This window comes from Dermatophilus sp. B7861-1, assembly GCF_058996045.1.
The window spans coordinates 1755564-1769037 of sequence record NZ_CM180082.1 but is presented as its reverse complement, the minus strand read 5'-3'; the positions used below and the strand labels follow the sequence as shown (position 1 = coordinate 1769037).

Sequence of the window (13474 nt, the reverse complement as noted above, 5' to 3'; positions counted from 1 at the left end):
CACATGGCAACCTACGACTACGTCATCGTCGGCGGCGGATCAGCAGGATCCGTCCTCGCACACAGGCTCAGCGCCGACCCATCCACCACCGTCCTCGTCCTCGAAGCAGGACGCTCAGACTTCAAATTCGACCCACTCATCCACATGCCCGCCGCACTCATGTTCCCCAGCGGTAACCCCCTCTACGACTGGGCCTACGCCTCCGAACCAGAGCCCCACATGAACGGCCGCCGCATCGCCCACGCACGCGGCAAAGTCCTCGGCGGATCCTCCTCCATCAACGGCATGATCTTCCAACGCGGCAACCCCACCGACTACGACCGCTGGGCCCGCGAAAACGAAGGCATGGAACACTGGGACTACGCCCACTGCCTGCCCTACTTCAAACGCATGGAAACCGCAGCAGACGGAGCCAACGCATGGCGAGGAGCCTCCGGCCCCCTAAAAATGTCTAAAGGCCCCGCCTCCTCCCCACTCTTCCAAGCCTTCTTCGAAGCAGCCCGCCAAGCCGGCTACCCCATGACCGACGACGTCAACGGATACCGCCAAGAAGGCTTCGCACCCTTCGACCGCAACCTCATCGACGGGCACCGCCAAAGCGCATCCCGCTCCTACCTCTGGCCCATCCGCAACCGCAAAAACCTCACCATCCACACCCTCTCGATGGTCACCGGGCTCAAATTCGACGGAAACCGCGTCACCGGAGTCGAATACAAACGCGGACGCAAAAACGAAACCGTTACCGCCGGAGACGTCATCCTCTGCGGAGGCGCCTTCAACTCCCCACAACTACTCCAACTCGCCGGAATCGGTGACCCCGAAACCCTCACCGCAGCCGGCGTAACCCCCCGCATCAACCTCCCCGGCGTCGGCGCCAACATGCAAGACCACCTCGAGGTCTACCTCCAACATAAATGCGCCGAACCCGTCTCCATCGGCCCCTGGCTCAACTACTGGAAAGCCCCCTTCATCGGCGCCTCCTGGCTCCTCGGAAAAGGCGTCGGCACCTCCAACCACTTCGAAGGCGGCGGCTTCATCCGCACCAACAACGACGTGGAATACCCCAACCTCATGTTCCACTTCCTCCCCATCGCCGTGCGCTACGACGGCTCCGGCGAAAAAGGATCCCACGGCTACCAAGTCCACATCGGCCCCATGAACTCCGACGTCATGGGAACCCTCAAAATCCGCTCCACCAACCCCTTCGAACACCCCGAACTACGGTTCAACTACCTCTCCACCGAAAAAGACCGCCGCGAATGGGTCGAAGTTGTCCGCGCTGCACGCTACATCCTCGACCAACCCGCCATGCGCCCCTTCGACGCCGGCGAAACCTCACCCGGACCCGATGTCCAATCCGACGAAGCCATCCTCGAATGGGTCAAAAACGACGCAGAAACAGCCCTCCACCCCTCCTGCACCGCAGCCATGGGTAAAGGCGACATGAGCGTCGTCAACCCCGACACCATGCAAGTCCACGGAGTCGAAGGCCTACGCGTCGTCGACGCATCCGTCATGCCCACCATCACCAACGGCAACATCTACGCACCCACCATGATGATCGCCGAAAAAGCAGCCGACCTCATCGCCGGCAACACCCCACTACCCCCCGAACACGCACCTGTCTACCTCGCCAAACACGACATGCCCATCTACCCCGACGGCGACGCACGCAACAACGGATGGGACGCCCGCCGCGACCTACCCTCCGCCGCCGAACTAGCAGCCAAACAGCAGGGAGAAAACCAGTGACTGTTCCCCTCACACCGGGGAACACACTCACCAGCAAGATCAAAAACGCCGGAGTCCAATGGCCCGTATTCATCGCCTCCAGCGTGGTGATCCTCGTCATTGCACTCTGGGCCATCCTTGACACGACACGTGCCGGGGCCATCCTCGGCACCGTCGTGGCCTGGACAGGGAAGTGGTTCGGCTGGTTCTACGTAGGACTAGCCGCATTCAGCCTCCTATTCGTGTTGATCCTCGCGACATCCGGAAAAACCGGCCGCATCAAACTCGGCCCCGACACCTCCAAACCCGAATACACCTTCTTCGCCTGGGCCTCCATGCTCTTCGCAGCAGGAATCGGCACCGACCTCATGTTCTTCTCGGTCGCCGAACCCGTCGCCCAATACCTCGCACCACCGGCAACCCAGCCACAAACCGTGCAAGCAGCGAAAGAAGCCACCGTATGGACCCTGTTCCACTACGGAATCATCGGATGGGGAATGTACGCCCTCATGGGCATGGCACTGGGCTACTTCGCACACCGCAAAGGACTACCCCTAGCCGTGCGATCAGCCCTACACCCCATGTTCGGTAAACGCCTCGCCGGAGCCCCCGGCCACGCAGTCGACACCGCCGCCATCGTCGGCACCATCTTCGGCGTAGCCACCACCCTGGGCATCGGAGTCGTCCAACTCAACGTCGGACTCGAAATCATGTTCGGCATCCGCCAAGGACTGCCCGCACAAATCGTCCTCGTTGTCATCGCCGTCGGAGTAGCCACCATCTCGGCCACCTCCGGCGTCGACAAAGGCATCCGCATCCTGTCCCAACTCAACGTGCTCCTCGCACTCTTCCTTGCCTTCTACGTCCTCGCAGCAGGCAAGACAGACTTCCTCCTCAACTCTCTGGTCATGAATATCGGCGACTTCGTCTCCATGTTCCCCGGCATGGCAATGGACACCCTCGCCTACAACAACGCCAGAGAATGGATGAACGCCTGGACACTGTTCTTCTGGGCCTGGTGGATCGCCTGGGCCAGCTTCGTCGGCATGTTCCTCGCCCGCATCTCCCGCGGACGAACTATCCGCGAATTCGTCATCGGCACACTCACCCTGCCCTTCGCCTACATCCTCATGTGGGTATCCATCTTCGGCAACGCAGCCATCGACAGAATCCGCAGCGGAGACAGCGCCTTCGGACAACAAACACTCAAAGTCCCCGAATACGGGTTCTACGCCCTACTGCAGCAATACCCAGCAGCGTTCTTCATCGTGGGGCTCGCCACCATCGTCGGACTGCTCTTCTACGTCACATCCGCTGACTCCGGAGCACTCGTCATGGCCAACCTCAGCTCCACCCGCGTGACACCCCGCACCGATGCACAGCCCTGGCTACGCATCTTCTGGGCCGCCGTCACCGCGCTGCTCACCATCGGCATCCTCATGGTCGGCGGAATCCCCGCCCTCCAAAACGCCACCATCATCATGGGTCTACCCTTCGCCATCGTGGTGCTGCTCGTCATGGTCGGCCTATGGAAAGCACTCGCCGACGAAGGACGCCGCATCGAATCCAGACACCGCGTGGTCGAGCCATCCATCCTCGGCTCCTCCACCATGGTTCGCCAACGCCCCTCCTGGCGATCCCGGATGTCCAAGGCATTCAACACCGTCTCCCGCCGCCGAGCGGAGGAATACCTCAACCGGGTCGTCATCCCCGCCCTGGAAGACGTAGCCACCGCATTCCGCGACGAAGGCACCACAGCCGAAGTTATTTCCGGCGAAGACGAAGACATGAGCCTCATCGACGCAGGCGACGAACCCACCAGATACGTCGCACTCGTGGCCCAATGCGGAGAAGAAGAAACCTTCCGATACCGCGTCTCAATCCGAACCGTAGCCGCACCCTCATACGGGCGAGCCCTCGACGTCGAAGACGTCACCACACGACTCGAAGTCAACGGGATCTCCGACGAACCCTACGACGTGTTCGGCTACAGCACAGACGAACTCAGACACGACATCCTCGACCACTACGAAAGGTACGTCGACTTCCGACGAATCTACGAAATCGAATCCTCGATCACATAAACCCCACAAAAACACCACCGATGCCCCGATCACCACAACCGGTGACCGGGGCATCACCATGCGCCAAGGCAGGATGAGACACGAAAACAGAAACACCGACAGGAGACAGCCATGGCAAGTTCGGCATTCGGCACCGGTGCCAGCTTCGGCGCACCCCGAAAACACCACACCCCCATCGAAGGACAACAACTACCCGACAACGCCCCCTGCCCCTGCGGATCAGGCCGCACCTACATCGGATGCTGCGGAGCCCTCCACCACGGACTACGCCGAGCAGGCACCGCCGAAGCACTCATGCGCTCCCGCTACAGCGCATTCGCCCTCTACAACGGCAAATACCTCCTCGACACCTGGCACCCCACCACCTGCCCCGAACACATGCGCCTAGACCCAGAACACACCTGGACCGCACTCGACATCCTCGACACCCACCACGGAAACACCACCGACACCACCGGAACCGTCACCTACCGAGCCCACGCCCGCGCACGCGACGGACGCACAACCACCCTCACCGAACACAGCAGATTCCAACGACTCAACGGCGCCTGGGTCTACATCGACGGCGACATCCTCGACTAACTACACACAAACCGGTGGGGCCGGCCATCCACAATGACCAGCCCCACCAAACACTCAACAGAGAACGTCAGAACAAACCGACAATCTCACCGTTCTCATCAATATCCATACGCTCTGCCGCAGGATGCTTACCCAATCCCGGCATCGTACGCATCTCACCAGCAATCGCGTACACATAGCCCGCGCCAGCAGCCAAACGCACCTCACGCACAGGCAACCGCCAACCAGTCGGCGCACCCTTCAACTTCGGATCATGCGAGATAGACAAATGCGTCTTAGCGATAACAACCGGCAAATTACCGAAACCAAGATCCGTGAACCGAGCAAGCTCCTTACGCGCCACCGCAGACAGATCCACACCATCGCCGCCGTACACCTTCGTCGTCACCTTGTGGAGCTTGTCCTCCAACGAATCCGACATCTCATAGCTCGGCGTGAAAGTAGTTTCACTGTTCGCAGCAGCGTGCACAGCCTCAGCCAGCTCCTCAGCACCACGGCCACCATCAGCCACATGTGTAGAGACAGCAACATGAGCACCCATCTCCTCAGCGATCTCACGAATCGCCTGATGCTCTGAAGCAAAATCACCCGGGAAAGCATTAATAGCCACAACCGGAGCAACACCGAAACCACGAATAATCTCGATGTGCTTACGCAAGTTCGCGGCCCCCTCACGGACGAGATCAGGGTTTTCCGTCTTCATCTCTTCCGGCAGATCCTTACCCGCCGTGATGGTGAACCGACCCGAGTGAGACTTCAACGCTCGCACCGTTGTGACCAGCACCGCCGCATCCGGAGTCATTCCCGAAACACGACACTTGATATTGAAAAACCGCTCGGCACCCATATCCGCACCGAAACCAGCCTCCGTGATCAAATACTCACCCATCTGACGGCCAATCAGGTCACCAACCACAGACGAGTTACCCGTGGCGATGTTCCCGAACGGGCCAGCATGGAACAACGCTGGCGTGTGCTCCAGCGTCTGCAACAAGTTGGGCTTAATCGCCTCTTTCAAAAGCACCGTCATCGCGCCCGCAGCTTTCAAATCCTCAGCCGTGACCGGTTTGCCCTCATACGAGTAGCCAATAACGATGCGCCCCAAACGCTCACGAAGATCATGCAGCGACGTCGCCAAAGACAAAGCGACACCGACCTCAGAAGCTGCAGTGATGTCATAGCCCGTCTCACGCGCCACCCCATCCATGCGTGAGCCCAAACCGACAATCACATTCCGCAACGCTCGATCATTCATATCGACGACGCGCTTCCACGAGATCGCACGCGTGTCAATACCCAGCTCATTACCGTGATGCAGATGGTTATCCACCATCGCGGCCAACAAACTATGCGCCGCCGTCACAGCATGAAAATCACCCGTCAAATGCAGGTTCAACTTCTCCATCGGCACGGCCTGGCTGTAACCAGCACCTGCCGCGCCGCCCTTAATACCGAAAATCGGGCCCATCGATGGCTGACGCAAAGCCAACGTTGCCGGATGTCCGATCCGAGACAATCCCTGGGCCAAACCCACCGACGTTGTGGTTTTCCCTTCACCGAACGGAGTAGGGGTAATGGCGCTAACCACAACATATTTCGCGCCACCTGCAACCTTGGAAGGGTTATTCACCGCATCCAACGACACTTTCGCCACATAGTGGCCATACGGATCCATTTGCTCCGTGGACAGACCGGCGGCCGCACCGATCTCTGAAACGGGACGCAATTCGGCATCCCGAGCAATGTGCAGATTCGAAGGCATGGAGCTGCTCATGTCCTTCATCATGACGCAGCTAACACGCTTACGCAGCAGCTAACTCAGACTGTCGCCCAACTTCTTGCGTTCGAGAACACGAATACACCCCGCGTAGGATCGAAGAAGACCCCATGCGCCCACACCGTCTATGTGGGCGCGAAGAAAGGAACATGCATGCTCCGCACCCATACAGCCGGCTCACTCCGCTCCAGCGACGCAGGGACCGAGGTCGTTCTTGCAGGATGGGTTGATTCCCGCCGCGACCACGGTGGCGTCGAATTTATCGATGTTCGTGACGCCAGCGGTATCGTGCAGGTGGTTTTCCGTGATGAGGCACTCGCCGGGGGTGTTCGTGCCCTCCGCAACGAGTTCTGCATCCAAGTCACCGGGACAGTCACCCCTCGTGACGCTGAAAACGTCAACCCCGAACTGCCTACCGGGCAGATCGAGATTGTTGCTTCATCTCTCGAAGTGTTGAGCGAAGCAGCTCCACTACCTTTCCAGATTGATGAGCGCATCAATGTTGGTGAAGAAGCCCGGTTGAAGTACCGCTACCTCGACATGCGCCGCCAGCGCCAACACGACGCTCTCGTGCTTCGCTCGAAAGTGACGCACACCATCCGGGAAGTGCTAGCCGCCCACGATTTCTACGACATTGAAACTCCTACCCTGACGCGCTCAACCCCCGAGGGCGCTCGCGACTTCCTTGTGCCGGCTCGGTTGTCGCCGGGCTCGTGGTACGCGCTGCCGCAGAGTCCGCAGCTGTTCAAACAGCTCCTCATGGTCGGTGGGATGGAGCGGTATTACCAGATTGCTCGCTGCTACCGCGATGAGGATTTCCGTGCTGACCGGCAGCCTGAGTTCACGCAGCTCGACCTCGAGATGAGCTTTGTGGACCAGGAAGACGTCATCGCGATTGCTGAAGAAGTGATGGCAGCGGTGTGGAAGCTTATTGGGGTGGAGCTGCCCCGGCCAATGCCACGCATCACATGGCACGAAGCGATGGACAAGTACGGCTCAGACAAGCCTGACTTGCGCTTTGGTAACGAGCTTGTCGAAATGACTGAGTTCTTTGCACAGACACCTTTCCGGGTATTCCAGAACGAATACGTAGGTGCGGTAGTGATGCCTGGTGGTGGCTCGTTGCCTCGTCGCCAGTTCGATGCCTGGCAGGAGTGGGCACGTCAGCGTGGAGCAAAGGGACTGGCGTACGTCACGATCGGTGAAGATGGTGCGCTTGGCGGACCGGTCGCTAAAAACATTTCCGAAACAGAGCGTGAAGGGTTGGCCGCGAAAGTTGGCGCCAACCCAGGGGATGCAATCTTCTTCGCGGCGGGTGAGCGTGAGGCAAGCCAGGAGCTGCTGGGAGCGGCGCGTCTGGAGATTGCACACCGCACCGGCATGATCCCTGAAGATTCTTGGGCGTTCTGCTGGGTTGTCGACGCGCCAATGTTCAAACCGGTTGAGCGCGCTGTGGCTGAAGGCGATGTGGCTTTGGGTGCAGGTAAATGGAATGCGGTGCATCACGCGTTCACGTCGCCGAAGCCGGAGTTCCTGGACACCTTTGACACTGACCCGGGTTCGGCATTGTCGTACGGGTACGATTTTGTGTGTAACGGCGTGGAAGTCGGTGGCGGATCTATCCGTATTCACCGCCGTGATGTGCAGGAGCGGGTCTTCTCTGTCATGGGGCTTAGCGAAGAAGAAGCATCTGAGAAGTTCGGCTTCTTGCTTGAGGCGTTCAGCTTTGGTGCACCCCCGCATGGTGGTATCGCGTGGGGTATCGACCGGTTGGTGATGTTGCTCGGTGGTTTTGAGACCATCCGGGATGTCATTGCGTTCCCTAAGTCCGGAGGCGGTTACGACCCGTTGACCGATGCTCCTGCTCCGATCACGGTGCAGCAGCGGCGTGAGGCTGGCGTAGATGCCAAGCCGAAGAAGAAGGATGAGGCAAACGCCTCGGATGTTGCTTCGCCAGGAGCTGCTGCGGGTAACTGATGGGTGTGCTGTGCGGCTCGAGTCGAGGTCGACTCGGGCCGCACACGTGTGTCGGGCGCGTTCGGATGGGCGTGTCTGGGTGTTGGAATCTCAGAATTTCTGAAGGAGTTTTCGTGGCTGTTATTCACACGGTTTTGTTTGATGCTGATGGGGTGCTGCAGGCGCCGTCTGCAGAGTTGGCTAAGCGGTGGGGGCGTTATTCCATAAAGGACGGCCGGGAGGCATTAGCGGAGGAACTGTTTCGGATCGAGTTGCCGTCATTGGCGGGGCAGGAGCGTATTGAGGACGCGGTGGAGCGTTTCGTGGCTGAACGTGGGCTTCCTGCAGAAGCTGTGGAGGACATTCTTGCGGGGTGGGCCTCGATTGATGTTTTTGCGGAGTCGTTTGCTTTGGTGGATGCGGTGCGTGCGGCGGGGGTGAAGGTGCATTTGGCGAGTAACCAGCAGAGTTTTCGCCGTGATGTGATGTTGGGGCTTGGGTATGCTGATCACTTTGATGAGTTGTTTTTTTCGTGTGATTTAGGGGTGGCCAAGCCCTCTGCGGAGTATTTCCGGAGGTTGCTTGACCGGTTGGGGATTGGGCCGGAGGGGGTTTTGTTTATTGATGACAGGGCTGACAATGTGGCTGCTGCTCGCCAGGTTGGGTTGGCGGCGCGGGTGCATGCGCGGCATGACAGCCCGGATCAGGGGATTGGTGATTTGGTGTCGTTGCTGCGTGAAGAGGGACTGGTGTTTGAGCTGGGGTGAGTTAGGTAGGGGGGTTATTCGGCGATGGTGGGGGTTGCTTGGGTGAGGATGTCGGTGGGGGATTGGGGTATGGCGAAGTAGTTGCCTTGGGCCATGTGGCATCCGGCTTCTTCGAGGACTGTGGCTTGTTCTGCGGTTTCGACGCCTTCGGCGATAGCGGTGTCGAGTTTGAGTGCTTGGACTAGGCGGATCATTGCTCGGACTTGGGTGGCGCCGCGGGGGTCCTGTCCGATGCGGCTAATGAGGGAGGGGTCGAGTTTGACGCCGTTTGCGGGTGTGCGTAGAAGGGAGGTGAAGGAGGAGTGGCCGGTTCCGAAGTCGTCGATGACGACGTTGATGCCGGCGCGGCGGAGGCGGGCGAGGTTTTGGAGGGGGACGTTTGCTGGTGATCCTGGTGGTGGGGTGTGGGTGGGGAGGCGTTCGGTGACTTCGATGGTGAGTGCGGGGTGGGGCAGTCCGGTGGTGGCTAGTTCGGTGAATACGTCGTCTGCGTAGTCGGTGCGTTGTAGTTCGAGGGGGGAGACGTTGATGGCGATGGTGCGGTTGCTGTGTTGGGGGAGTTTGCGTAGGAGGGTGAGGTGGTGCAGGGCGGTGCGCAGGACGTGTTGTCCGATGGGGTGGATGAGGCCGAGTTCTTCGGCGAGGGGGATGAAATCGGTGGGTGGGATGTCGCCGAGGGCGGGGTGGGTCCAGCGGGCGAGTGCTTCCCATCCGATGGTTTGGGTGTATGAGGGGCCGGCCATGATGGGTTGGAAGTGGACGGTGATTTGTTTGTGGTGGAGGGCGGTGCGGAGTGCTTCGCTGAGTTGTTTGCGTCGTTTTTGGCGTGCGCGGAAGATGTCGTCGAATACGGCGTATTGAGCGCGGCCTTGTTCTTTGGCGGAGTAGAGGGCTAGGTCGGCGCGTTCGAGGAGTTCGGTGGCGGTGCATTGTTCGGGTGGGGTGGTGATGGCGATGCCGATGGAGGGGGTGATGCGGTGGGTGGTGCGGGGGGCGAGGGTGAAGGGGGTTTCGAAGTAGGTGAGGATGCGGTGGGCGAGTTGGTGAGCGTCGGTGGGGGAGGTGACGGTGGCGACGATGACGAATTCGTCTCCGCCGATGCGTGCGATGACGTCGTCGGCGCGTAGTTGGCGGGGCAGGCCTGTGGAGATGCTGGTGAGGAGTCGGTCTCCGGTTGCGTGGCCCCAGGTGTCGTTGACTTCTTTGAAGTGGTCGCAGTCGAAGAAGAGGAGGGCGGTGGAGTGGTGGTGGTTGTTGTCGCGGTTGAGGCGTTGTTCGAGTACTTCGAAGAGGGCGGAGCGGTTGAGTAGTCCGGTGAGGGAGTCGTGTTGGGCGCGGTGTTGGCTTTCGTTTTCTGCGCGGGAGAGGTCGTTTGTGGTGCCGATGAGGCGTAGGTAGAGGAGGATGAGGAGGAGGAGGGTGAGGGTGACGCGGACGGTGGTGTCGATGCGGTCGGTGGTGGGTAGGGAGATGTAGATGACAGCGGGGATGAGGGGGAAGTAGAGGAGTGCGTGGCGCCAGGGGTGGGGGGAGAGTGGTTGGGGTGGCATGGTCAGGTCGCGCATGGTGGCGATGGAGGGGTGTGCGCAGGCGATGGCGAGTAGTCCGTATCCGGTGGCGGTCAGTGCGGAGGGGAGGGTGTGGTTGGTTAGTCCTGCGTCGAGTCCGTATCGGGCCCAGGTGAGGTCGGCGGCGAGTTGGACGGTCATGGATGCGCAGACCCAGTACCAGGCGTGGATGTAGGTGCCGATGCGGTAGGCGATGTGGCCGGTGAGTACGACGATGGTGGCGTCGAGGACGGGGTATGCGGTCCATTGCAGGACTAGGAGGGGGTTGTCGAGGCTGGTGCGTAGGGCGGGGATGGTCCACAGGAGGAGGATGACGGAGGTGGTGACGGCGATGGCGTCGAAGACGGCGCGGTAGGTGAGTACTTTTCCGGCTTGGTTGTTGAGTTGGGCGAACCAGATTCCGAAGGAGAGGTATCCGAGGGTGAAGAGGATGTCGACGTGGGGGTTTCCGTCGGTGCGGGGCCATTGGAGGTCGATGATGCGGGCCGAGCCGAGGAAGAGGATGCCTAGGGGTACGAAGCCCCAGATGCGTAGGGGCATGTGTGCGTGGGTGAAGGGGGCGATGGCGATGGTGAGGAAGGCGATGGTCAGGGTGGTTGCGTGGGTGAGGGGTCCGATGCCGTAGGGGTTGTTGATGGTGATGATGCTTTGGGCGGCGAGGAGGGTGAGTGCAAGGAGGGTGAGGATGGGGTGGCGTTTGCGGTGGGGGGCGGTGTGGGTTTTAGGCATGGGTGTGCCTCGCGATGAGGTTGCTTGGTGGTTCGGCTCGGCCGAAGTACCAGCCTTGGGCGTGGTGGCAGCCGAGGCTGGTGAGGATGTGGGCTTGTTCGGCTGTTTCGACGCCTTCGGCGGTGACGGAGGGGATGCCGAGGCTGGTGACGACTTCGATGGCTGCTGAGACTTGGGCGATGCCGTCGTCGGTGGTGTCGAGTCGTGCGGTGAGTGAGCGGTCAATTTTGACGGTGTCGGCGGGGGTTTGGAGTAGGGCGGTGACGGAGGAGTAGCCGGTTCCGAAGTCGTCGATGCTGACGGCTACTCCGGCTGCGCGTAGCTGGACGAGGGTTTTGTGTGCGATGGAGCCTTCGATGAGTGGGATGGATTCGGTGACTTCGAGGGTGAGTGCGGTGGGTGGGAGGTTGGTTTCGTGGAGGGTGGTGAGGACTTTTTCGACGAAGTCGGGGCGGCGTAGTTGGATGACGGAGACGTTGACCGAGACGATGGTGTGTTCGTATCCGGGGAGTGTGCGCAGGGTGTGTAGTTCGCGGCATGCGGTGCGTAGTACGTGGGCGCCGAGGGGTTCGATGAGGCCGATTTCTTCGGCGAGGGGGATGAAGACGTCGGGGGCGATGGGGCCGAGGGTGGGGTCGTTCCAGCGGGCGAGTGCTTCCCAGCCGAGGATGGTGGTGAAGTTGGGACCGGTCATGAGGGGTTGGAAGTGGACGGTGATGGCGTTGGTGGTGACGGCTTGGCGTAGGGCGGCGAGGGTGAGGCTTCGGGTTCGAGCGGTGGCGCCGAGGTCGTCGTCGAAGATGGCGTAGCGGGCGCGGCCGCGTTGTTTGGCGGAGTAGAGGGCGATGTCGGCGCGTGCGGTGAGTTCTTCGGGGGTGATGTTTTCGGTGGGGGTTGCGGTGGCGACGCCTATGGAGGGGGTGATGTTGTGGAAGACTCCGGGGGCGATTTCGATGGGGGTGTCGAAGGAGTGGAGGGTGGTGTGGGCGATGGTTTTGGCGTGTTCGGGGTGGGGGATGGGGGTGATGAGGATGAATTCGTCGCCGCCGTTGCGTGCGGTGATGTCGTTGGGGTGGGTAGTGCGTAGGCGGTGGGCGATGGTGGTCAGGACGACGTCGCCGGCGGAGTGACCCCAGGTGTCGTTGACGTATTTGAAGTGGTCGCAGTCGATGAAGAGCATGAGGGTGTGGTGGCCGTTGATGCGGTTGCGGCGTAGGGCGTTAGTGCAGGCATGGAGGAGTCCGGATCGGTTGAGTAGTCCGGTGAGGGGGTCATGGGTGGCGCGGTGTCGGCTGTCTGCTTCGGTGGCGGACAGTTTGGTCATGGCGCGGAGGAATCGGATGAACAGGAGGATGAGTAGGGCAGTGACGAGGCAAGTGCGCAGTATTTGGTCGGGGGTGTTGTTGCTGTGGATGGCGAGGCTGGCGACGCCGGGGATGGCGCTGAGGTAGAAGGCTGCGTTGATGCCGCGGTTGAGGGTGCGGTGGGTGTTGGTGGTGTGGGGGTGGGTGATGGTGAGGATGTCGGGGTGGGTGAAGGCGAGGGCCAGGGTGGTGGTTGCGATGAAGGTGGCGGCGTTTGACCAGGTGGGGATGGGTTGGTTGGTGAGTTGGGTGCTGGCTTTGATGGTGTCGCTGGCTAGGAGGATGCCGAAGGTTGCGGTGAGCCAGTGTGCGGTGGGGGTGTGTTGGTTGGGGTGGTTGGCGTGGGTGGCGAAGTAGGCGCATAGGAGGGCGTCGAGGGTGGGGTGGATGGTCCATTGGAGGGTGTTGATGGCGGGTGGGCAGTGGGGGAGTGCTAGGGGGATGGACCAGAGGATGAGGAGGGTGGCGATGGCTGCTGCGGCGGTGTCGAGGTTGATGATGGGGTGTGGGTGGGGGTTGTTGCGGGTGTGGTTGGTGAAGAAGAAGAGGGTGATGAGTAGGTAGCCGGTGAGGTGGAGGGTTTCGGTGAGGGGGTGGGGGGTGTTTGGGGTGGTGGTGTTGAAGATGGTGGCGAGGATGAGGGTGATGGTTCCTGCGATGAAGGTGGCCCAGTGGGTGGGGGGGTGGGGTTTTCGTCGGAGGGGGCTGAGGGTGGTGATGGTGAGGGTTGCGCATTGGGCGATGCTTAGGGGGGTGGTCATGAATGTGGGGTGGCGTAGGTAGGTGAGGGTGATGAGGGTGGTGGCGCCGAGGGCGATGGCGATGGCGAGGGGGCGGTGTGTGGGGCTGGTGTGTGGGGGTGTTGGGGTTTTCACTCGGTCTCCTCTCGCACCACCGTGTGACCGAGGTGTCGGTA

At 60.8% G+C, this 13474-nt stretch carries 8 protein-coding genes; 5 read left to right on the top strand and 3 right to left on the bottom strand.

Going from position 1 to position 13474, the window contains the following annotated elements; all coding sequences use genetic code 11:
• Positions 1-3 precede the first annotated feature (3 nt).
• From betA to AC2T9U_RS07805, 3 genes are all read left to right on the top strand, one after another.
• Entirely contained in the window at positions 4-1752 is a 1749-nt protein-coding gene (gene betA / locus AC2T9U_RS07815; protein ID WP_208304364.1) for a choline dehydrogenase, read from the top strand.
• The gene (gene betT, locus AC2T9U_RS07810) at positions 1749-3815 is read left to right on the top strand and encodes a choline BCCT transporter BetT (RefSeq protein WP_258553092.1); all 2067 of its coding nucleotides are present in this window, start codon (positions 1749-1751) and stop codon (positions 3813-3815) included. Before betA ends, betT begins: the two co-directional genes overlap by 4 nt.
• Before the next feature lie 111 nt (positions 3816-3926).
• Positions 3927-4397, top strand: coding sequence for a YchJ family protein (locus AC2T9U_RS07805; RefSeq protein WP_493695730.1), 471 nt, complete (start codon positions 3927-3929; stop codon positions 4395-4397).
• 67 nt (positions 4398-4464) lie between these two features.
• Here AC2T9U_RS07805 and AC2T9U_RS07800 read toward each other — a convergent pair whose 3' ends face one another.
• Positions 4465-6171 (bottom strand): formate--tetrahydrofolate ligase, encoded by a 1707-nt coding sequence (locus AC2T9U_RS07800; protein ID WP_208303165.1) that lies wholly within the window; start codon positions 6169-6171, stop codon positions 4465-4467.
• Between the two features lie 156 nt (positions 6172-6327).
• Here AC2T9U_RS07800 and aspS point away from each other — a divergent pair, with 156 nt between their 5' ends.
• Positions 6328-8151 (top strand): aspartate--tRNA ligase, encoded by a 1824-nt coding sequence (gene aspS, locus AC2T9U_RS07795; RefSeq protein WP_493695729.1) that lies wholly within the window; start codon positions 6328-6330, stop codon positions 8149-8151.
• A gap of 113 nt (positions 8152-8264) precedes the next feature.
• A complete protein-coding gene (locus tag AC2T9U_RS07790) occupies positions 8265-8897 on the top strand; it encodes an HAD family hydrolase (protein WP_181816002.1) in 633 nt (210 codons plus the stop codon).
• A gap of 14 nt (positions 8898-8911) precedes the next feature.
• Here AC2T9U_RS07790 and AC2T9U_RS07785 read toward each other — a convergent pair whose 3' ends face one another.
• A complete protein-coding gene (locus tag AC2T9U_RS07785) occupies positions 8912-11194 on the bottom strand; it encodes a putative bifunctional diguanylate cyclase/phosphodiesterase (RefSeq protein WP_493695728.1) in 2283 nt (760 codons plus the stop codon).
• Complete coding sequence (locus AC2T9U_RS07780; RefSeq protein WP_181816003.1) at positions 11187-13433, bottom strand: putative bifunctional diguanylate cyclase/phosphodiesterase; 2247 nt, start codon at positions 13431-13433, stop codon at positions 11187-11189. The genes AC2T9U_RS07785 and AC2T9U_RS07780 overlap by 8 nt, the downstream gene beginning before the upstream one ends.
• Positions 13434-13474: the final 41 nt, after the last annotated feature.

Bases quoted from the DNA above. Each gene is read 5' to 3' on its own strand.
- betA (WP_208304364.1), top strand. From the start codon at position 4: ATGGCAACCTACGACTACGTCATCGTCGGCGGCGGATCAGCAGGATCC.
- AC2T9U_RS07805 (WP_493695730.1), top strand. From the start codon at position 3,927: ATGGCAAGTTCGGCATTCGGCACCGGTGCCAGCTTCGGCGCACCCCGA.
- AC2T9U_RS07800 (WP_208303165.1), bottom strand. From the start codon at position 6,171: ATGAGCAGCTCCATGCCTTCGAATCTGCACATTGCTCGGGATGCCGAA.
- aspS (WP_493695729.1), top strand. From the start codon at position 6,328: ATGCTCCGCACCCATACAGCCGGCTCACTCCGCTCCAGCGACGCAGGG.
- AC2T9U_RS07785 (WP_493695728.1), bottom strand. From the start codon at position 11,194: ATGCCTAAAACCCACACCGCCCCCCACCGCAAACGCCACCCCATCCTC.